The 24245-nt window shown below is 55.3% G+C and carries 6 protein-coding genes; all 6 read right to left on the bottom strand.

All coding sequences use genetic code 11. The annotated features are described in order from the left end of the window. Positions 1-214: 214 nt before the first annotated feature. The 6 genes from B2R17_RS17195 to B2R17_RS17220 all read right to left on the bottom strand — a co-directional run bounded on the left by B2R17_RS17195 (position 215) and on the right by B2R17_RS17220 (position 24098). The gene (locus tag B2R17_RS17195) at positions 215-3190 is read right to left on the bottom strand and encodes a thioredoxin (protein ID WP_286764948.1); all 2976 of its coding nucleotides are present in this window, start codon (positions 3188-3190) and stop codon (positions 215-217) included. Positions 3191-3374: 184 nt separating this feature from the next. Continuing rightward, positions 3375-7373 (bottom strand): choice-of-anchor I family protein, encoded by a 3999-nt coding sequence (locus tag B2R17_RS17200; RefSeq protein ID WP_414707351.1) that lies wholly within the window; start codon positions 7371-7373, stop codon positions 3375-3377. 45 nt (positions 7374-7418) lie between these two features. Beyond that, entirely contained in the window at positions 7419-8789 is a 1371-nt protein-coding gene (locus tag B2R17_RS17205; protein WP_286764950.1) for a hypothetical protein, read from the bottom strand. 428 nt (positions 8790-9217) lie between these two features. Further along, entirely contained in the window at positions 9218-9367 is a 150-nt protein-coding gene (locus tag B2R17_RS17210) for a hypothetical protein (RefSeq protein WP_286764951.1), read from the bottom strand. 45 nt (positions 9368-9412) lie between these two features. After that, positions 9413-10102 carry a hypothetical protein gene (locus B2R17_RS17215; protein ID WP_286764952.1) on the bottom strand — a complete coding sequence of 230 codons (690 nt, stop codon included), beginning with the start codon at positions 10100-10102 and terminating at the stop codon, positions 9413-9415. Position 10103: 1 nt separating this feature from the next. After that, positions 10104-24098: an Ig-like domain-containing protein gene (locus B2R17_RS17220; RefSeq protein WP_414707353.1), complete on the bottom strand. Its 13995-nt coding sequence runs from the start codon at positions 24096-24098 to the stop codon at positions 10104-10106. Positions 24099-24245 lie beyond the last annotated feature (147 nt).

The following is a 24245-nucleotide window of genomic DNA, read 5'->3' on the forward strand; positions in this document are numbered from 1 at the left end:
CTGAACGCTCGCATTCCGACCCTCCCCAACTGCGTTCAGGAGGGTGATTTCAACCTGGCAAGCACAGCACTTAAAAACTGCACGACCTCTTCAACAGGCGAGGTTCGCAAGTTGTTGCGAAGGCGAACGGATTAAGAGAGCGTTTGAATGCATTCGATTTGTGAAATGCGTTCCAAAAGCAAACTTGGCACCGGAACAGCTGGGGACAACTGTTCTACTCGTCGTCATTCAAGTGTTCGACAAACGACGTGATCTCATCTTCGGTCATCTTCAGCTTTGTTTCCATCAACATGCGCTTCAAATGCTTCTGACCGCTATCGCTGGATGGGAAGCCAATATTGCTGCCATCATTTTCTCGGTTGGAAGTTACTAATCGTTTGCCGTCCGCATCGACGATTGCAAACCATGGAATGCCGCCCTCTGCCCCATCACGAAGTTCTTGCATCAATTCACGAGCACCGGTGTAGCGGTGATCCATCTTCACCCACAGGTAGTCCGCTTCCCAATCGCGGTGTTCGCTGAGGAAGTCGGACAACATGTGGCACGGCCCGCACCAAGTCGCCGTTTCTTGAACGATGACACGTTTGTTCTCTTTCTTGGCTTGAGCCAATGTCGTCTTCAGTAGCTCTCGAGCGTCAATCGGATCCGGACGGAACGAGTCAAGCCAATCGATCACGTGTGACTTCGAAAGCTGCTCTTCGACGATGAAGTCCTTGTCAGATACATGTTCGATAAGCTCGCCGTCCGCGTTGACCAGCACCAATGAAAACTCAATGGATTGATCCAGGTTCTTGACCCCAAGTTCGTCCAGCAACTCGCGTGCTTGTTCCTTTTGTTCTTGGCTTTCGGTGGAGATCGCCATGACCAAGTAGTCATCTCGAACCTTGCGATAGTCGCTGTCCTCGTATCGCCACTGCATGAAGTCATGCAGGCGAGGCTCGTCCACGGTTCCCACGGCAATCAGCAGCATTTGTTTGGAACGCTGAACTCGCGGCACCGCACGGCCAAAACGTTCCATAGCCGTCCCTTCGACCGCCATCGCTCGCTCGATGCGTTCATCGAGTGTTGACGCAACATTCGGTTTGTTTGGGGCGGGCATTTTCAAAGTGCCAAGATCTCTGTTTTCGCCAGCTTCCAACTCGAGCGTGCCGAGTGAACCTCTAGACCGGCCATCCTTCCCCGTGATTTTCAAATTGTATTCTTGGTCAGGAACCAAGTTTTCAATGACGAACCGACCCTCCGCGTCGGTTAAGACGGTGCCGCCAAAACTTGGCTTGGAAGTTTTAAAGTTTCGGTTTTGCACTGGGACAGCGTACTGAAACACTTCCATCGCAGCCGGCGAATCGGATTCGTGTTGGTGAAGCACTCCATGAGCTGCCCCAACCGGCTGCAATTCAATGTCGACCGCGTCAGAGGTGTTTTCAATCACGAGGATCGATGCGAGGGTTCCACCCCTGTTCTTCGCGTGGATGTAGAACGAGCTGTCCGCGGTCTCGACGCTAAATGTCCCATCGGGACCGGTGCGAGCCTGCCAGCCTCGAATTCGAAATTCAGTGGGCACGCCCTCCAGATGGGCATTTGCAATGGGCGTTCCATCGGACTTGTTTCGAACGGTGCCTGTCAGCTCGACCTTGCGAATGACTTCCGCGGTGGCGTCGACCGTCAAAGACTCCTCACCCGCAACCGTAAATTCGACGTGAGTGCGTGGAGGAGAGGGGGAAATTCGATAGTCACCGTTTCCAAGTTTCAACTCATAGCGACCTTGATCGTCGGTTTGCCTGACGAAATAGTACATCGGTCGAACATGTCGATTCGAGTTTTCTGAATTCGCGATTGTGACGTTCTTGAGTTCGTTCAGCGGTGTTCCATCGAGATAGACCACCAATCGATTTCTAGGGGCTGGATCGCCAGTTTTCACATCAGTGACGGTTCCTGAGACAACGGTCGGTTCACGCAACTGAAGTTCGATGCCTTCGATGGGGGATCCATTGTTGACCGCGAACGTGGGCACGCCATCGGTCACCCATGTCTCATCTTCAACCGTCAGCAAGTAGATCTGTTCGCCGGGAACCGACATTTCAAAGGTTCCATCTTCGGCGGAGATATCTTGACCACTTCCACCATCGGGCGCGTGGCCGCTTCCTCGAGCGATCACTCGAATACCTGAGGCCGGCTTTCCCTCAGCATCAATGACTGTTCCACGAATCGGAACGGTTTTGTTCATGACCACCAAAAGCTCTTGGTGATTGGAGTTCGGCAAATACATCGCACGTCGTTGTGCGTATCCATCGAGCGAAACCGTTAACGGTACAGGAGACGTCTGCCAGCGAGGCATCCAATCGAAGGCTACCAAGCCGTTCGCATTCGTTTGCTGGACGAACGAATCAGTGCTGCTAAGACTGATTCGGTCGACGCCAGGTCCCTTCCCTAACACCCATGGGTACACATCGGCGCCGGGCAATGGCTCTCCGCTGCCAGTGACCACCTTCAACGTCGCGGGACGAGTTCCGTCAAGCCGAAGCGTCTCACCATCCTCAGGAAATTCAGGTGCCTTCGCGTTGTTGTCGCTTCGAAGCTCATAGGGCAAAGAATAGGTTCTGTAATCTGCTCCAAGCTTATCCTTCCGAGCGATGACGGACTGAATGGTCGACGATGGTGGGTACAGGACCGCGTACTCTCCTGGCACTTTGGTTGGCATTCCATCCAAACCATAATTGTTTGCCAACATGAACAGCACCTTCGCATCCTCGACGGGTTTGTCGTCCCCGTCGATGACTCGTGCGATTGCACGAGCGGCCTTTTCAAGCTTGAGCTTCACCGGATATGGACGTTCCTTGATTGGCTCGGGTCCAACCATGTGAAACGTCAATTGGGATCCATCCGGATGGCTCGTCCGGAAAAGAGTTTGACGGAATACCAGCTCACCGATCCTGACGCGGAACCGGAACTTGCCTTCCGGATCGGTCTCCGTTTGCGCGGTTTGCCGGGGGTTGATACCGTCGTAGTAGCGGACTTCGACAGGAGCGTTTGAAACCGCGAGCCCCTCCGCATCAACGACCGATCCGACAAATTCCGTTGGTTGGTCGAAGTCGGGCTCGGGAATTTCTTCGCAGCGCCCAACGCTCGGCAATATGAAAAGAAGGAACAAGAACTGAACGGGCTTCAGAAACGAGATTGGATCCCAACGCATCACAACTTCCTTTTGCAACGACAAGCATTAGAGAGAGCGGCTTCAAATTCACCCGCTTGATTGTAGGGGCAACGTACTAGTCCTGCAGCCGTTCTATTCATTCTCCCTGTACATCTTCACCCACTAAAAAACGCCAGCGAAGCTGAGCCTCGCTGGCGTTGGTGGCGATCGATTGTCGTGAGTCCTACGACATCAGACGCAATTGACCTTGGTCGAGTGACAATGATTCGAGCAAGCTTTCCAGTTCATCTCGGTCCTCTTCTGAGTCCAAGTCGACTTGGCTGATCGCGGAGTAATCGAGCGAAGCTTGCGGCGCCACATTCAACAGCTTGCGAGCCTCACGTTCGACTTGTCCGAGAACGGCATCGAGCACTTCGACACTTGATTCATCGCTTGGCTCGCTGGATGGGACTGCATTGTCGACAACGTCGTTGTTGCTGAGAGCGTTGATCACACGAAGGGCATCGACCGCCGTTGTGGCACCGTCTTCGTTCACATCGAGGAACGCTCGAGACATCTGCGTATTGGGTTGGTTCAACGCATTGATCACCAACAACGCGTCCAACGCACTGACTTGGCCGTCATTGTTGACGTCCGTTTGCACACGTTGATTGCTGAATGGACCGAAGTCCGCCAAACGCTGTTGTCCGGCTGCCGAAGCAAATTCGATCGCGACGGGTGGACCAGCCAATTCCGGCGTGGGGTAGGTGTTGCTGAACCCAAGCTGATCGCTTTCCGCGGAAGTCAATCCGTGGTTGGCATCGAACAGGTCAAGGTCTTCGAAGTCCACTTGTCCCGAACCATCGAAGTCCGCCCAAGCGGCCAGACTGTTGGTTCCGCTGACAACCGCGCCAAAGACGCTGGCGAAGATCGAGAAATCAGCGAAGTCAATTTGGTCGCTGTCGTCCGCGTCGTAAGGGACCGCCCACATGCCAGTATCAGGGGTTTGGCTGACGCCGGCACTGCCGACGATGCTACCTGATGTGACGGTGGCATTTTCGACCGCCAGTTCCAAATCGTACGCACCGATGAAATTGCTGTTCTCATCGACGGGAGCGTCATCGTTTGCGGTTGGTGCAAAACGAATTCGACCGAGCAGGATCGGACCGCCATCCGAGACCGGCGTGGATGCGATCAGCGAGATATTGCTGACCAAGCCATTGGCATCGTCGACGTTCACCGTGCCATCCAATCTGAACGACTCGGCGGGTTCGAATGTCCAAGCACTCGTCAGTGAGGTGTTGTACGAGAGGTCAAACGAAACCGCGTCAACGGCTTGTGTGTTGGCTTCGGGCGTCAGATAGATCTCCGTGGTGAAGCTTTCCCATTCGTGAACATAGCCGACCGATTCAGGCACCTCGTTCACGCGGCCACCTTCTTCCAGAACGGTGTCGTCCCGAACAACGGCCAAATCGAGCATTGCGGCTTGAACATGTTGAACGGATTCAACATCGGTCAGATCCACGGCCCCAGCGTCCAGGTTTCCTCCGCCAAATCGTGCAAACGGAAGAGCCCCGGGTGCCAATGTGTAAGTCGCGGTTCCGCCGGCGTTGGCAACCACTTCGAAGTAACCCAAACGGACCCAAGTTGGTGCCAAGCCTTGCCCGGTCTGCAAGGTTCCGCCGCCAAGATCGTCAATCAGCCCGGCTGAATCGTCGATCGTTCCCGATGGCAGCAAGTCGTAGTCATCATTGGAAATCCCAACCGCGTCGACGACATCGGTGTTGTAGCGAACGTCAATTTGTCCGCCGGCCAGGCCATTGAATTGGTTGTCGAAATCCTGCACCCAGGCTTCGACGTAATAAGTCCCACCGATGGGGCTGGTCGTGATCGCAGAGGGCAATTCGGTCGAACCAGCGAGGCTCGGCGTCGCGACAGCACACAATTCCACGTCCAACACGGACTGGCCGAGCTGGAAGACGGTGACGCTGCCACTGACTTCGTTGGACGCGAGCAACAACGGTTGACCGTTGGGACTGTCTGCTGCGGAAACAAACTTCAGGTCTTCCACTCCCAGATCGCCAGCTTCTTCAATGTTCATCGCGTTGGCATCGCGATTGTTGATGTACTGAACGAAGGTGGCTTCCGCGGGCGACGTGATGTCGTAAACGAAGACGCCACCGGTACGTTCCAATCCGATGAAGGCATACATCCGATCGCCGATGACTCCTGTGGTGATGGCCTCGGGTTCAGGCCCTTTTGCATCGCTGCGCGAATCAAACTCGTTTTCATCATTGCTGCTGTTGAACAGATCAGGAACCAACTGAGCCGTGAGTTGCTCGAACTGGTCGCCTGAATCAAACACAACGTCGCCGGATGCGTTGAAGATCGTGAACGATCGGGCTCCAAAGGTGAAGAGCTGATCATAGTCGCCATCACCATCGGTGTCGCCATCGATATTCGAAATGGTCAGACGCCCCAAAACATCGTCTTCTTGCAGATCAGCAGCATTGGGGAAAACGGTGGGGTCGAGAACAATGTCTTTGATACGGTCTTCGTCGAAATCTCGCGAATCGCCTTCATTGGCGGTGGCATAAAAAGTCTGTCCGCCGACTTCGAATGAGGTGATAGCGTCGGGCATGTACAGGCCGAAGACGGGATGCGGTGCAATTGCCACAGAGTCGTCCCGATCGCTCGGGTCGATGCCGTTGCCCGGGAGCGAATGGTCTTTCACGCCCAGCGGTTGGATTTCCAAAATTTCAGGTTGGACCAAGTCCACGACCGCAACGGAGTTGGCTTCTTGCAGCGTCACATACGCTCGCGTTCCGTCCGGAGAAATGGAGGCGTACTCAGGTTCCAAATCGCGTGACGCCGAGCGGCCCGGGAAGATTCGGACGCCTTGCGAGCGTAGCGTGTCTTCTTGTCCATCAAACGCGGTGAAATCGAGCGTGGTCACGTCGAAGGATGTGATGAAGCCGTCCTGACGCAATCGAGTCAGGTCAATCACGCTGATCGTGCCCAAGGGGTCAATGGTTGGGGTGGGGTCTTCTAAATCGTCTGGTTCGCCTTCACCAGCAACGACCACTTTCATCCCGTCAGGTGAAAACGTCAGTGAGTCGGGCAAAGCCCCAACGGTGACACTGCCGAGCAGGTTGCCGTCGACGTCGAAGAACAGAACTCCACCAGGATCGGTGTGCGTTGGAGCAGCGACTGCGACTGCAACGATGCCGCCGGAAACCGCGACGCTGTTCACGCCGCCGGTCCCACTGGGGAACGTGATCGGGGAGAGTTCCGTGGGAGAGGTCGGATCGGCAATGTCCAGCACGCCAATGTGGTTGGCGTCGGAATTCGTGAAGAAGACTCGCTGGGTTTGCGGGTCATGAGCCACGATTTCCGCCGCCGATTCGTCGAACACACCGGTTTCGAAGGTGCCGGCGACGGAGATTTTGAAACTGTCGATCGAGGACGGCGTCAGAATCGTGTCGTTGGTGACCGCCAAGTTTTGAATGCGTTGATCCTGAACAGGCGAGGTCTCGCTCTCTCGAAAAGGAGCGGTTCCGCCGTCCGGATTGTGGTTGGCCAGCAGGTATTCGGCCAACGCATCCTGCTCCTTGCCGGTGGTAAAGACATCGGACGCACCATCCGACAAACCAGCCGAGGCCAGATGTGTCAGGGAATCACCGTAGGCCGGGAATGGATAGCCATCGCCTCCGATCGGTGAACCGCCCGAGAAGATCCCAGCGAGGAAGTCCAAGGTCACGATTCGAATTTCGCGATTTGGATTGCCGATCAATTGGCCGTCTTGCACCAAGACGTCGATGACCTCACCGTTGTCGTCGACAAGTGCGAAACTGCGAACTCTTTGGCCTTCTTGAACGACGTTGGCGGAAGCGCCCAACACCAAAGCTGGTTCGTTTGGATCGAAGCTGAACTTGGCACCACCGATTTGCGGGAATTGACCGGGAGTCGCATTGCCGGCCGCATCGGTCGCCGCAACGCCGTGTTCGATCAATCGTTTCAGCTCGATCGCGGTGACGGTCATCACCGTCAAACCGTTGTCGAACCGCAACGCGTTCTCGATGTCCAGTTGAGAAATCTCGCCGGCTTCCTTCCCTGCGTCCGGGTTCGCCGCGGTTGGAAGCTGTTCACCGGTCAATCCATCAATCGCACCGATCGCGGCGCGGATTCCGCCACCGTTTTTGATCGAAACCGCCACCGTGGAATCGAACTGACGAGCAGCCACGAGGTTCGCATCCGCGGTCAGGTTGCCCAAATTCGTTGCTTGAGTTCAAACCTCCGCGCGGCGTCCTTCGAGGAAGACATCGGTGGCACCGAAGATCTCGCCGTCTTTGGCAGTGACGACACCACGAACGGCTTGAACTAATTTGTTGACTTCGGTGGCCTTATTGCTATCAGCAATCGCGGTGGCAATGTCTGCCGCTCCGGTGACAGCCAATGTTCCCGCCTCGTCCGTTGCGAAGACTCCGCTAACCGAAGCGTCCAGCATCGAAGGAATCACAACGCCATTGGCGTCGAAATCCACGACCAAACGCCCGACATAACTGTATTCGCCGTCGGTGCTCACGATCAGCGTCGGATCATTGTCCGCGTTGGTCGTTTGCAAAGGATAAGTTCCTTCGGCTACATCGCCCGCACGCAAAGTGTCTTGCGCATCGGCGAGCAGTGTGTCGGAACCACCGGCGACAATGATGTCGACACCGTTGAGCAATCCAGCCAATTCTTCTTCCAGCGAAATCTGCTGGAGATGGCTAACCAAGATGACTTTGTTGACATCATCCGCGTTGCCCGCGATGTCGTCGTCGCCATCGGCGATGTCCGCAATGATCGGATTCAGGACATCGGCCAAAGCCTGCATGTCGTTGGTTCCACCCGCGTTGGAAACCGTTGCCCCGGGTGACGAAATCTGGCTCAGCAACTGAGTGGTCGCACCGACGATCGCGACCGATTCTCCATTCACTTCGGCAATCGTCGCGGGAGCAATCTTGGGGGCAGCGGCGGTTGCGGCCAAATCACCAAGATCGGCTTGATAATCGGTGGTGGGCAGAACATCGGCGGTGAACAAACCGGCCAAACTTGGATCGCCAGAGAAGTCTAGGTTGGCACTGAGCGAAGGGAACTGTGCCCCTAGCCAACGCACATCACCCGGCGTGTTGCCGCGAATATCCGTGCCAATCAAACCACCGAGTGTGTCGGTACCGAAGTCGAATTCATGGTTCCCCAGAGCCGACGCGTCGAACTCCAGCAGGTTCATGATTGAAATGTCGACGCGGCCACCGTCTTCGCGAATGTTGTTCAGGCCGGGTTCGCCGAGCAACCCTTGATAGGCTTCTTGCAGCGGAGTTCGCAGACTGCCATCGCCGGAAGCACTGAAGAAGGGGCCACCGATGAAATTGTCACCCGCCGAAACCAGCAACGAACCGCGACCGTCATTGGCAGCTTCTGTTTCCAAGCTATCGACAATCGCCGCGAAGTGAGGTGCGTCGGATATCGCCTCCACACCGCCTTCCAAATCACTGGCGTGGAGCAGTTGCAACGAGAAATCAGAAGCCAACATTTGGCGGGATTCGAGTGCTTGCAATCCCGCACGCAGGTGCTGACGGCGTTGATTGGAACGACGGGAAAGAAATCGTTTTGCCACGAGAGTGATCCAAATTCGATGGTAAGAACGGGGGACGATGTAAGTCCCGCGGATTCTGACGATCGAAAATGAAGTTGCTGCAAACGTTCCTCACAGAGTTCCATGCGAATTCAGTGAAGATTCGCAGAAGGCAGATTCGCATCCAACGCGATAGGCCGGCGACCGTTGCGAACGACGAGGAGAACGTCTCTATCACATTTCGATATCGAAACCGGAATCCTTGTGCAATCAAAGCACGTCGCTCGGACTCGTCGAACTTCGCTTGAAGCTAATGTACCCCCACGCGTCGCGATAGAAGAATTGCCAATTCCCTTGGCGAATTTCTTCCGCATCGAAATGTAGCCTCTGAATCGGCTGTGATTTTTTTAGTCGATTGTTCTTTCCCAAAGTGCCTCAAGCAGCGTGACCTATCCGCTCCCTAAGCACAGTTACTGGCTGCGGCGACGACTCCACGCAGCTTCGCCAATTTCAAGGGGTTGAAGTACTTCACTAACGCTCTCGCCGAACACCAACATGGAGTTGGCGTGACGCAGCTTGTTGATGGTGTGTTCGGACGACAGCGGTCGTTTCTTGCACATGGAAATCCTCGATCTGAAACGGCTCTAGATTTTCATTACGCTGGATTAGCTTTTGGGGGGCATCCCAAAAGCAACATGACGCCGTTTTCGCGTTAGACGAGCAGCAGCAACCAGCAAACAGATTATTGCCGAAGAAGGCTCGGGAACTGCTGTAGCTGTCGTTGTGATGGAGGCAAAGCCGTCTGCAATAAATGCATCTAGAACCGTGAAATCGCCCGCTATGTTGTTACCACCGGCACTAAAGTCTGTTGCTCTTAGCTGTGTTGTCTCAAGCGGTGAGTTGCCCGCAGTGAAGGCAAATGTACCCAAGAAGATTTCATTTCCAATGATCGGCGAAAGTATGTCGTCCACGCTGTCCTCAAAACCAGCGCTAACATTCGCATCCACGTCAACGTCCGCACCAAGCAATGAATCATCAAACGCCGGATTGATTGTTATATCGGGGATACTTTGGACCGTTGCCGGATCGGCCGGAGTTGGGTCATCAAAAAAAACACGAACTCCACCGGCAATTAAGCCCTCGTCAGTGAGGACTGTTGTCGGTGAGGTCTGTATAAGGCTAACTGAGATGTCAACAGTTCCGCCAGGAGCAACAGAATACGTGGCGGAATCAAACCTGAACACAAGGCTTGCAGATGCGTTTTGTGCGCTGACACAACCAGTAACAAACAACGTCAAGAGTAGAAACCAGCGATCGATCGTAGAAGGACAATGGTGATTTAAAAGTTTGAACATCTTATTCCCAGCCTAAAACGGAACTGTAGCGTTCCCTGAATCTGAAGTAGTCCAGACGATCAACATCGCTGTCGTCATCAAAGTTGAATATATTGTCGAATCCTTCTTGGCCTTCTGACTTGCCGTACGTTTCCCGGAATCGAAAGTAATCAAGGCGATCGACGTCACGATCACCATCTTTATCACCGAATAGTCGGTAAAAATTGTCAGTCGAGACTTCACCAAGAAGAAGCTGATCGTCGGAAAGTCCATCACCGTCCGAATCAACCCCAAACCCGTCCAGGTTCTCGATCTTAGTTCCATCAATCGTGAGTTGGTAATTTCCGTCGACTAGCGAACCATATTCGACGAAAGTTCCACTGAAGGTGAGGTCGGCGATGGTGTGGCCGTTTTGGTCCAGACGAGTGGTGTAGGCGACATCCACATTGCCGCCGTCCGGGCCGCGTTTGACAACGGTGAATGCGCCGAGAGCAATCGTTACTTCAGCGTCGAATTGGATGGACAGTGATTCCACGCGTGATCGCTGGGCGGTGCCGTCACCCACCGTGATGTCTTGTTTGGTGACCTCCACCAAGTTGTTGACCCCGAGCGTCAACGACTTCTCGAATACCAGGCCAGCACCGTCGGTGACACGCACACGGACGGAGTAGCTTGCTTGAGTCTCATGATCAAGTACTTCGCTCTGTCGGAGGAGCAGTCGGTCCGCCGTGATGAGGAAGCGACCGTTATCAGTATCGCCAACCCCAGAGACCAGCTCATAACCGTGCGTGTCATCCTCGTCGGCGTCCACGGCTGACAGGGTTGCGAAAAGCAGGTCCGCTGCCGAGGTGTCTAGATTCTCGTTGATCGAGTCAGTATCGAGAAGAATGTCCTCGGGAGCTTGAGGCGGCCGCTCCAGCACGACGGTATCTGAGCTCCCATTACCAAAGTTGCCCGCGGTATCCGTAAAGCTTCCTGACGGTATGGCGATGGTCCCGATGCCGTCCACTGCTGGATCCGCCGTGAAGGTCGCGGAGTAATTCATCCCGCTTCCCGAGAAATCCGACAACGTTCCGTTGGACACCGACACGTCCGCTGCCTCAAAGCCACTAACGTCTTCGCTGAATGTAAACGTGACGACGGATGTACTGTCATTCTCATTGAGCACCGTATCGACGATGTCCACGACCACCTCGGGATTGAGCGTGTCAATGTCAACCGAATCCGAGGCAGCTAATCCCGCATTGCCAAACGCATCCGAATAGCTGCCAGCGTTGACGGACACGGTGCCGATTCCATCGAATCCATCCACGGCAGTGAATGTTGCCGAATACGTCGTACCGCTACCGTCGAAATTTGAAATCGCTCCGTTGGTCACGACCACGTCGCCGACGTTAAAGTCGGTTGTTGTAGCACTGAATGTGAATGTGACGTTGCTCGCGTCGTCTCCATCAAAGAGCTGCGTGTCGATGATATCAACCATGACCGAGGGTGGCATATCGTCGTCCGTAACATCAACAGTCCCGTCGGTGCCCGCGTAACCAGTTGCGGTCGCCGTGATGGTGACGGTTTGGGTTCCGTCCACAATCCGATCGTCTACACCGGAGATAGGGACCGGGTCGGACACGCTTTGACCTGCGGGAATTGTCACGGCAAGTGGAATACGTGCTTCCCCGTTGTCACTCGTCGCAATCGTCACCGTGAGCGGGTTCGTCGTATCGGTGTTGCGACTGACCGTCGCAGTGGTTTGGCCCCCATTTTCCGAGATCTCAGCGTCAGCAATCGAAAGTCCCAATTCTGCCACGTCGTCATCAGTCACGTCGATGGTTGCACTCCCTGACGCAATGGCTGCCCCGTAGCTGAACTGAAAGTTATCGAACTCAATCGTTGCTGGCGTCGGACCAAGATTGTTTCCATCCTTCATGTTCAGACGAATAACGGCACGATCCATGATCACTGATTCAGTGTTGACTGCAACGCCATCAATGTAGGAGGTTGCAGTCATCGTGTCGGCATCGTAGGTGAATTTCAGCTGGTGCCACTGAGTCTGTTCGTCACCAAATCGATTCTGTACTAACTTGTGGCCGGTGAATTCGTCGTTGTGTAGCCAGACGCGATAATGGTTCTCGCCAAAGAAGTACAAACCATACGTTTGCGATGTGCCTTGACCCTGCGGACGACGGCCCAGGGTGAGCCAAGCCATCGCGTTTCCTTCGGGGACACGAAAGTCAACGCTGGCTTCAAAGTCCGAACCCGAGAAGATCGTGGCGCTTTCGACTTTGCTGTCAGTAAAGGTACTTGGAGCGGTAGGGCTGTTGATTCGTAGTGCACCGTCAACCTGAGTGATCGTTGAATCGGGGATCCCGGCACTCACGTTCCAAAACGAGTCAATGGTTGGACCGGAGAAATCGTCAACGTACTGCTGGGCGAGGCTGCTGACAGTGGATGTGGATGCGGTGATTGTGACCGTCTGCGTACCATCAACAACGGCATCGTCAATTCCGTTGATTACGAACGGAGCGGAGGTCGCTTGGCCTGCAGGGATGGTGACCGTTTGCGGCAAAGTGACCTCACTGGTATCGGATGCGGCAATCGTCACGATCAGTTCCTCGGTCGTGTCCGTATTGCGGCTGACGGTTGCCGTCGTCGAGCCTCCGTTCTCGGAAATAGAAGCGGCGATGATATCGACGGTCAGCCCCGGCGTTTCATCGGTCAGAATCATCCCGTCTGCAGTCGCGACGTCGATGGTCGACGAAACACTCGCGTTGCTTAGCGTGACGCGGAAACCCTCGTCGGCTTCAGCCAGCACATCACCTGTGACGTCAATCGTGATGAGCATGGATTCCTGTGCATCGTCAAACGCGAGCGTTCCTCCCGGCAAAACTCCAGTGAAGTCATTCGCGTCTGCCGCGTTGACTCCGTTGCCGGAGACCTGATAGTCGACACTCGCCGCACCGCTTGTGTCACCGCTTCGCGTTACCGTGAAGGTAAACGTTGTCAGGCCGGAATCACCTTCCAGCTTCGTGGCTTCGGTCGCCGTGATTGAGAATCGTGGCAACGTTGTCGTGCCTCTTTCAAAGGCACCAACGTCGACATTAGATCCAGACAGTCGCGGGAAACCTGTTCCACGCTGCTCCAAGTTTTCAGTGGATGTCGTATCGCCAGCGTCCAATGCCGGACTGCTTGCCAGTACGGCGTGCGTCAGCGTCGGACCACCGTTGTCAGCCAGGGGATTCAAACCAGGATTGACGACAAAGGTTTGGTCTGATGGTCTGGTGAATCGGTCGGACACGGCGTTACCGTTTCCGACGACATTGAACCCGTCGCTGAATACCGAATCCAAAGGGGCTGCAGGACCGGCGAAGACAATTTGATCCACATCGCTGTTGCTGTTACCTGCAATGATGCTGGAATAGATCGTTGTCACGATCGCAGATGTCTGAGAGGAGGTGAAACTGGCCACACCTCCGCCGTTAGCCGCTGGCGCTGAATTGTTTGTCACCGTGCTGTGATCGAGATGGAACGAACCGGCGAAGTTGGCGATGCCGCCTCCGTAAACGCCCGCACTATTGCCCGAAACAGTTGAGTTTGTCACGGTCGCCGTGAATCCAAGCCCGTCAAACGCAACGCCCCCACCTGAGCCGGTGACGGAGTTCCCTGAGATCGTACTCCCGAGAATTGTCAGATTGCCGCCACCGACCGTCACACCACCACCGGTTACGCTGTCGGCCGACGACATATTGTTTGAGATCGTACTCTGCGTCAGCGTCAAATTTCCATTGATCACGAGAACGCCGGCACCGACGCTCAAATCGCCTGTCATGGCGTTGCCATCGATCACGCTATCTTGAATCAAGACGTTGGATCCTCGCGAATGGATGCCCCCTCCCAACGCCGACGGCGCAGTTGTCATGTTGTTGGAGATGACTGAGTCGGTGATGGTCAAGTCACCGTCGCTATGCATTATTCCGCCGCCATCACCGAGTGATCCGCCGGCAACGTTGCCGGTGATGACGACGTCGGTGAGCATAAGATCGCCCGATGAAAAGATCGCGGCACCACTGTTAGGGCTGCCCGTATTGCTGGGACGTCCGCCGGTGATCGTCAGCCCCTGAAGTTCAAACGAACCAACGTTCAGCGATTGGAACACTCGAAACGAATCGCCGCCATTGATCGTCATGCTCGACGATCCCAGACCAGAGATCGTTAAATCGTCGGTTACTTCCAGCTGATCGACGGTCAGCGTGATGGTGCCGCCAGATAGTGCGGGCGCAAACTCGATTGTGTCGGCACCGGCTTTGAAGTTGGCCAATTCGATTGCCTCTCGCAACGACAGGTCACCGGGCGAGAAATCTCCATCACTTTCGTCGGTGAGCGTGTCGACAATCAAAGGGGCGGCCGAAACGATCGTTAACTGGTGATCCTCGACTTCTCCGTCGGCCGCGGTCCCGGTGACGCCAAGTCCACCAAGGGTACTCACCCTAAATCTGGCATACGTGTTCCCGGTGACAACGTTGTCACCGGTGTCTTGCGGAACCGCAAAGCTAAGGACTTGTCCGCCGTCACTTGTTCCCAAATCAAAACTGGTAAAGATTTGTTCGCCGGGATCCGCCCAGTCACCGTCACGATTGAAATCGATCCAAGCATCGAGTCGGTTAGATAACGGGTCAGCGTTTTGCAGCTCCACGACGACTGTCCCGGTCAAGGTCGCGTCAGCGGCGGCGAAGACGACGCCGCTAGTGAAAAACACGCCGTCTTCATCATCCGAACCATTTTCTTCGTCAAACTTGGCTTCTGAAGAATTCACTCCGTCGAGTTCTGCGTCCGCTAGGAAACCGAGGAAAGGACCACCCGCGGTCACATCGTGACTGGCACCCGAGTCGGCGAGTGTCACCGGGTAACCGATCGGCGCGTCCCCGAAATCAAAGTTCGAAGCATCGTCGTCCGTTACATCGACACTGGATGATCCGCTAAATGGAATGACTCCAGAAGAAATCTTCGCGATTTGAATGTCCGAGAGGTTTCCACCAAGTACGAGCAGACTGGCATCCGGAGTCATCGTAGACGCGAGAGTCAGTTGTGAGGAATTGCTCCCCAGCGTGGTGACCAAACGTCCGTCGCCATCGAAAGTATTATCGAGCGATCCGTCGCTATTGAGTCGCACGACAGCGGCTCGATTTCCTCCGACGGGCGTCGTGAACCCGACGACAAACAGTTTTCCATCGATTCCGATTTCCAGAGACGTCGCAAAGTCATCCGAACCGGCGACGTCGAGGGTGACCAATCCATCTGAATCGAACGATGGATCAAGGACTCCATCAGAACTAAATCGAGCCAAAGTAAAGTCGTCCGCAAAGCTCTCTGTCGCAGTTCCCGCGATGACGATGTTGCCCTCGCGGTCAACCAAGAGGTCTGTGAAAACTTTGGTCGCCGAGGTAAAGGGCACGAATGCCTCGCCTTCGTTTCCGAACGTCGGATCGACGTTGCCAAATTGGTCACCGCGAATCATTCTTCCGTCATCACCCAACAACAAAAAGTTGTCATTTGAAAGTGACGCAACATCAATGGCTTCGGAAAACACATTTGGAAAACCAGCTACGCCCGCAGTTCCGAATGAAGCATCGAGTTGACCGTCGGGGTTGATTCGCATGGCTCGAAACAGGCTTGAGTTGTTCGAACTCAGAGCAACGAGCAGTTTTCCATCGTCGGTTAAGTCCATTCCTTCAATGGATACCAATCCAACGCTCGTTAGGTCTGCGATGCCTCCGACGCCGAATGACGAATCAAGCGAACCGTCGGGATTGAATCTTGCTAGAAATGGCGTCTCTGCTCCGTTGGCCAAAACACCGCCGATGTAGAATTTGCCATCGGGGGCGACTTCGATCGATTTCGGAAATGGCTCAGTTGGATCAAGCGGCGCGGTTCCTGACGCGACCGTTGGAACAACGACGCCGCCGGTGCCAAACGAAGTGTCGCTCGAGCCGTCTGCGTTGAAACGCTGAATAATGAGTTCAAATTCCGTGCTAGCCTCGCTAGCTGCGAGAATCTTGCCATCGGGTAGTGAGGCAATGACTCCGTGCGGCGGTTGGTACTGCGAGTCAAGCTGGGTGTCGGCTTTGCCGAACGTTCCGAAGGAGTCGTCCAAACCCGGCATTCCGTCGGCGATCCCCCCGACGACTGATGCCGTGATGGTGACTGATTGTGTGCCATCCACCGCGGTGTCGTTGAGCGCGTTTAAAGTCATATCGACCGAGTTCTGTCCGGCCGGAATCGTTGCTGTCAGGGGCAACGAGGCTTCCGACGGATCACTGTTGGTAATCACAACGTCCAACGAGTTGGTCGTGTCCGTACCGCGAGTGATCGTGACAGTGGCGCTGCCGCCGTTTTCAGAGATCGAAGCAGGAGCAATCGCAACACTCAGTGGCTCCGTTGAACCTGAGATCTGTTGGATCGCGAGCGCCGCTAACGAGATATTGTCGCCAGCATTCGGCGTGACATCGACTGTAATGTCTCCGCTGGAACTCGCGGTGACGACCTCGGCATACGACTCCAGTGCCCTGAGATCCGAACCCTTTTCACCATTCACGTGAAGATTCTGGGAGGTCAATACTTGAGTGAAGGAAACCTCGCTTCCGCTTTCACCGGCGATCGTGACCGTTTGCGTGTTGCCGTTCCCGAACACGCCCGAGTGAGCGACTACATACACTCGGTAGGACGCTCCGGCTACCAAACCGCTGAAGGTCGCCGCGTAAGGAACGCCGGCCGTGCCCACGTACACATCATCGATCTTGGAGAGTGATTGTGTGTGGGAAGGTATCGTTGCGGCGTTCAGAATCGTGTTACCGATCCCGCCACCGCTGCTGAACTGAGAAACGACATCGATGCCCGTTGGCTGTCCATCTTCCGCGATCAAGTCATTCAGACTGAAATTAAGCAAGAACGACGCGTTCCAGTTCGTTGGCGAATCGTCGGTCGGGTTATTCTCACCAAGGTCGATCCCAACCAACTGGCCCACACCCGGATCGTCATTATCGAGGATCGTGCCGGTCGCCGAACCAGGCGAACCAACGACGTAGTCATTGTTCGGATCGATCGTTAGGACAACCGTTTCGTTCCCCTCTGGGATCGAATCCGGTGTCGCGTCGATCGTGACGGTCGCGGTTGCCGACCCAGCAGCAAACGTGACGGTTCCTGTGTGGCTTGCCGTATAGTCCGTGGCTGAAGAAGCGCTGCCACTCGTCGTAAAATTCACCGTTAGCGTTCCCGACATATCACCCGTTCGCGAGAGCGTGTAGACCATGGTCTCGCTATCGTCTTCGACAACCAGCATCGGTGCGACATCGATCGAAACGACCGTTGCAATTTCGTCATCGATGGTTGTCACAGCAACCAATTGATCCGCCAGAGCATCGAACAGGTCGTCGGAATCGAGATCGTTCACGGAGAGAGTGATGGCTGTGTTTTGGTCGCCATCGATCAGAGCGTCGTCGATGCCAGTGACGATCACCGTCTGGGCGACGTTCCAATTCTGATTGGTGAAGGTCAGCGTCGATCGATTGACAGTCGCTTCCCCGACATCTCCGCTGGTCACGTCAACGACCACGTCTGATTCCGGCTGGGCCGTCAATGCAACCATGAAGGTATCCGTCGATCCGGCTTCCGTGACGACGGTTCCAACCGGATTCGTGCTGTCGAGGTACTCGACGTCAAATTGCAGTGCCGTCGGGTCGAAGTCCCCCGTGAAGATCACGCTGACAAACATCCTGTCACCTTGATCGAGCCGCTTCGTCACCGGATCGGGTGATGTGAACAAGACGCTATTCCCAGTTACTTCTTTGTTCCAACGATCATTGGCAGAGAACGGATCAACATTGAGCACCGTGTTACCGTGCGACTCATTGATCGTGACGTCGCTTGGTAATCCCGAAAAGCTGACCCGGAATCCATCGAACGACCCGGGGGCCGGGAAGGTGGCCACACCGGTGCCGAATCCGGGCATTCCCCAACTCGGGAAACTTGTCGTGTTGGACGAAACAAAGGGCAGGCCGAATGGATCCGTTCCTGTCTCGCCGGAGCCTGACCATGCAAACATCTCACCTGGCTCGGAAATCTCAAACCCGGCAAAGTCGTCGTTGAGAATCACGCCGTCAGCACTCGCGGTGGTGAACGTCGCCGGGACACTGGGATTGCTTAGCGCCACGGTGAAGTATTCATCGCCTTCGACCATTAAATCACCACTGACATCGACCGTGATGACCTGCTGCGTCTCACCGTCGGCAAACTCGACGGAGCCGCTGGGAAAGTTACCACCGAAGTCACTCGCGTTCGCTTGGTTGGCCCCGGACCCAGTGACGAAGTAATCAATATTCGCTGGCCCTTCCGTATTAACTGATCGTGTCACAGTGAACGTGAACTCGGTACTGCCAGCATCACCTTCGTTCTTGCTGGCGTCCGTCGCGGCGATCGCAAACTCGGGATCGATTGCGACAACATTGACGGTCTGGTTAGCGGGTAGGCCAACAACATCCAAGCCCAAGAGAAAGCTTCCGTCCGAAGATGCTGGAATGGCGAACGTGCCGCCACCGGGATCGAAATCCGTTCCTCCAGAAAAATAGCCCGCGGCAAGCAGATAGTCATTCTGATCAATGTTCAATGCCCCCAGCCCGTTGTACGCACTGGATGCTTCCGGTGCCAAATGCGATGCGAGCCGGAAATCACCATCAGGCGAGAGCCCCCAAAATCCGGAAGCCGAACCCACTGGATCGATCTCAAACACATTCGCCGACGGATCAAAATCGATCGCTCGGTAAAACGAAACTCCGGCAACGACATTGCCCAGCGAATCGGTCGCAATCGTTCCCGCTGATTCGTTGACCGTGCTGCCAGCGGTACGAGCCCATTGAAACGCGCCATCGCTATCGAACTTGGAAACGAACATGTCGTACACACCGACGCTCGTCTGAATATCGGTGCCTGGGCCGGGATCGAAGTCTGTCGACGCGGTGGTTCCGCCCACGTTCGTACCGCCGAATGCTCCAGCGACGACGATGTTGTCGTTCTTGTCGACCGCCAAAGCACGCCCAACGTCAAATTCGGTGCTTCCCCAACTATTCGCCCAAACAAAGTCGCCCATCGACGTCAACTTCAGTAAGTAAATGTCGGGATTGGTGTCACTGGAGGTGCTGAGCTGAAAAGTTTCTGGGCCGAAGTCGAAGTCAAAATTGGCTCGGTATTCTCCCAACGCATACACATTGCCGGATGAATCAGTCGCAATGGCAGTCCCCCAATCGCCGACTTGATAAGTGCCGCCAACCTGCTCGATGGATTTCGCCCAAACGAAATGAAGGTTGGGATTCAGCTTCAGATAGAAGCTATTGCCATTGCCAGTCGAACCAGCATCCGGCAGAAAGAAGGTCCCCGGACTAGGATCGATGTCCGCTGTCCGGGTGTAGCTGCCGGTCAGTACTAGGTTGCCATCGGAATCCAATGCAATGTCCGACGTGTCGCCACCGAAGGAACCCGAGGCGACCAGACCGCCATCGCTATTGAGTCTCAGCAGATAATTGTCTCTAGGCCCATCGGCTACGAAACTTGCACTGCCCGCGCCTGAGTCAAAAACGACGGTTCCCGCGAACGCACCCACGGCGAAAACGTTCCCGGACGCGGTCACCTCGATATCAAGCACATCATCACTTCCGGTATCGCCAAACTGCTGGACCCAACGCAATACTCCGGCAGACGTGTAACTGGCAATGTAGGCGTCCTGCGAACCGGCCGTGCTGGTCAACAGCACTTCCGATGGTCCTGGATCCACGTCTGCGGTCCCGGTAAAGCGACCTCCCACGTACAGGTTTCCCGCCGCGTCTCGCCCCACTCCTTGAATGGAGCTGAATTCGGTCGTGCTCACTGCAAACGCAAAATCAAAGGCGAGTTCGACCGACGTTGCAGTACTTTGATTGCCGTCTCCATCGACGATTGTCGCCGTGATCAAACGCGGTAAAGTCGACGGCGAGTCGGAGGCATTAGAGTACTGCGCGTTTCGCAGAACTGCCTGCGCCGCGTCTGGCGTGCTTCCTGATGCGAACGAGATTAACAGTGGCGTCGTCCCCGCACCCCCACTAAATGTCGCTATCGCAACGCCTTCATAACTGATAACGTTCGCCGAAACGCCGACCTGCCCAGGGCCGGCTCCTTGGTTGTTGATCAACAGTTGATCATCGGCCGAGGCATTGTTTGTGATCTCCAGCGTCAACACAGCCCCATCAAAATCAGGCGAATCCGAATCGACAACTATCGCACTGGGATCGACGAGCAAGGGTCCATCGCCTTCAACGAAAGTCACCGCCAAAGATGGCAGCGTCACGACCGGAGCAAACGTTTGAATCAGATCATCGTTCACGATGGTCCCGTCAGCGGTTCCAGACGAAATGGTCGCTGGTGAACTCGGGTTGCTCAGCGTGACGGTGAAGCCTTCATCTGCCTCGACGTCTCCATCGCCGGTGACGTCAATGGCGATCGTTTTTGTCGCTTCACCGTCAGCAAAAATCACAGTGTCGCTGGGGAAGGTTCCACCAAAATCGTCCTCGTCAGCGGTGTTAACTCCTGAACCCGCGATGGAATAGTCCACCGAAGCCGTTCCCGTTGTATCGTCCGATCGGGTGACCGTGAACGTAAACGGCGTGGTGCCGACATCTCCTTCGCTCTTCGTTGAATCTGTCGCAACGATGCTGAACGACGCCGTACTGATTGTGTAGACCTCACCGGTTGTGACTCCACCGCTTACCAGATTGCCTGCGGCATCATTGACGGAACTCGCAGCTTTGTAATTCAGACCCAGCGTTCCGTTGCCACCTGTGTGCGTCACCGTGACGGTATAGGAAGGACCTGTTCCCGAAACCGAGTCAATCATCGCGCCGGTGACGCCGCTCACCGCCAATTCAAAGTCGCCCGTATCAACGTTCAAAACTGATTCGTTGAACAGGACATTGAAATCAAGCGATTGACTGGACGTCGGCGATGCGGAAGCACGCGTGATCGACTCGACTTCCGGGGCGATCAAGTCGACGATGTAGTTGGTACCGGACCCCTGAATGTAGGCAATCGAATTGCCTGCCAAGTCCTTGATCAGGCCTGCTGGGTTATCGATCCCCAGCAACAACGGACCTTGTCCACCACCGATATCAATGGTGACGGTGTAGGTGTCACCACTGCCACTGACATTGGAAACCGTCAGGCCGCCCAAGTTACCGGTTTGATCGGTGTGCGGGTAGAACGCCGACGCCGTGATGCCTGTCACTTGCTCTGGAAACACAACTTCGTATTGAACGGTGGTTGCATTGGTCACCGTCACCCCCGCCGGTGACACGCCGCTGATCGACATTGTTGTCGGTGCGGTTTTGTCGATGGTAACCAGTTCCGACTGCGTCGCCGTTGCCGGGACAGCGTTGCCCGAGGGATCGAAAATGGTTGGTGCGTTCCCAAGCGACAAACGTGCGGTTCCATCGCCAGTGCCAGTTTCAACACGTATGCTGTACGTCGTTCCGCTGCCGCTGACTTGAGCGATCGAAGCGCCGACCAAACCGGTGGTCGTCAGCGTCAAGTCGTTCACATCGAACGAATTGATGGGCTCGGAGAACACGACATCGAACAAGATGTTGTCATTGTTCGTCAGCAGCGCTGTCGCGGACGCAAACGTCGTGATCGTTGGGTTCGTTATGTCGATCGACACCACGTCACCGCTGAATCCTGCGGCCAATGAGTTTCCTGCGGCATCCACAACCGTCGGCGACGCGATCACATCTAATCCAATCGTGCCGTCACCGCTGCCCGTGTTCACCGTGACGGTGTAGGTGGCGTCGCTCCCTTGCACCGGATCGAGCGATGCCGATGTCACCGAGCCGCCGGTCACGAGAGTCAAGTCGCTGGACGAAAAACCCGAGACTGGTTCACTGAACGTAATCGCGTACTGAATGGATGATGCATTCGTATTTGAAACCGGTGAAGATACCGAAACGACGGTCGGCGCTGTTCGATCGATTGTCGCGACGGGCCCGGAGAATCCGACGCCGAGCGCGTTACCAAAGTTGTCGGCAAGACTGCCTGTCGTAACGGCATTCAAACCGAGCGTCCCATCAAACGATCCTGTACTGACCGTCACGGTGTAGTCGGTTCCGCTGCCCGCGACGTTGGTGATCGACGCACCGCTGATTCCGGATGTGGCCAAGGTGAAGTCCGTTGCGGTGACGTTATTGACCGACTCGCTAAAGACGACGTCAAAGTCGATGCTGGCGGCGGAGGTGTTCGATGTCCCGACCAGGCTGATCGAATCGACCTGCGGACCTAATCGGTCGACGACGTAGGCTTCAAAGTCGTTAGCTGGTGTGACCAACTGGTTGCCCGCAAAGTCGGTGGCGGTGCTTCGAGGAATCACGTCAAGCGAAATCGTACCTTCACCTGCCCCGGGACTCACCAGGACTCGCTTCTGGGTTCCCGAGACGCTTTGGGTTGACGACACAATCGCATCCGGAAAGCCAGTCTGGTCGATTGCAATATCGCCCAGGCCAAATGCCGTGACGTTCTCGCTGAGTGTGACCAAGAAACTCAGTGACGTTGCGTTCGTGGGCGATGGATCCTCCAAGACGACCGATTCGATTGTCGGAGCGATGCGGTCGATCTGGTAAACCAAGCCAATACCGTTAATCGCATTGGGACTGTTGCCCGCTAGATCACTAAAGTTTCCATCATTACTCAATCTCAGCGAGACAGAGCCGGTCCCGGTCCCTGTATTGAGCAAAACGTCATACGTGTCACCCGCCCCCGTTACATTAGCGACAAAGACGCCGGAGATGGGATCATTCGGATCGGGGAAACTAATGCGTGGCTCTAAGTTGTTGACCGAGACGCCGACAACGGGTTCTTCGAATGTGATTCGATAACGCACTTCCTGAAGATTGGTTGGTGACAAGTCCAGCGCAGACATGTTGAAAAATGCCGGGGCTGTTTTGTCAATTGTGACCGGTGATGAGGTCAGGCTCGTTGTTGGCAAGGGACTGCCAGAGGTATCCGTGATCGTTGGAGGATCAGCAATCCCAAGTTGAATTGTGCCGTCGCCATTCCCCGTTGATGCGGTGACCGTATACGTATCGGTGCTGCCGACAACGTTAGTCAGCATCGCGCCAGTGATGCCACCTCCCGTCGTCAACGTAAAATCATTCAACCCGACGCTCTGCACGGGTTCGCTAAACACGACGATGAAATCGACCAAGTTCGCGTTGGTCGGATTGGATTGCACAGCCGACATCGAAACCACCGAGGGTGGCGAATGTTCGACCGCATGCACGGGGCCGGTCTGCTGCGCCCCCACACCGACACCACCAAGTGGATTGGTCGCAAGGTCGACGATGGTGTCGTTGTCGTTGAGTGCCAACTGGACGATGCCCTGACCGCTGCCCGTTGACACTTCAACCACATACGACGTCCCATTCCCATTGACGGAGCTAACACCAGCTCCGCTGACACCGTTAGCAATCACCGAGAAGTCATTCTGGTCGACACCGTTGACAGACTCGCTGAATGTCACGTTGTATTCGATCGTCGCTGCCGATGCGGTCGGTGTTCCGATCAATGTGATGCTATTGGCGACCGGTGCCGACTTGTCAATCGTGTAGATTTCACCGGTAGTGAACGATCCATCCTGGTTACCTTTGAGTGACTTGCCATTGCCACTGACGCGAACAATCGAATCGTCGTCGATTAAGTCGAGGCTCAAGGATCCATCGCCCGATCCCGTTGCCACGTTCACCGTGTAAACTGCTCCCGATCCGGAAACCGGTTCGACGCTGGCAAATGTGGGGCCGTTCGCATCAACGATGAAGTCGGTGGCGTCGACACCGGTTACCGCCTCGTCGAATGTCACCGTGAATGCGACTCTATTGGCATTGGTCGGATTCGCATCTGCTCGCACGATTGACAAGACTTCTGGCCCTGGCCCTGCAAGCACCCGCCTATCCTCGAGCATCTCCATCCGAAGCTGCTGTCGTCGGTAACGCGGTACACGTTTGCGTTTGCGGGACTTTCGATCGCTATGCTGTCGCCCCGATTCATTGATCAGCCACGATCTCATCAGTCTTTGCTCCGACGCCTGGATGCACGTTCTGCATTTGCA

The organism is Rhodopirellula sp. UBA1907, from assembly GCF_002337565.1.
Classification (GTDB): domain Bacteria; phylum Planctomycetota; class Planctomycetia; order Pirellulales; family Pirellulaceae; genus Rhodopirellula; species Rhodopirellula europaea.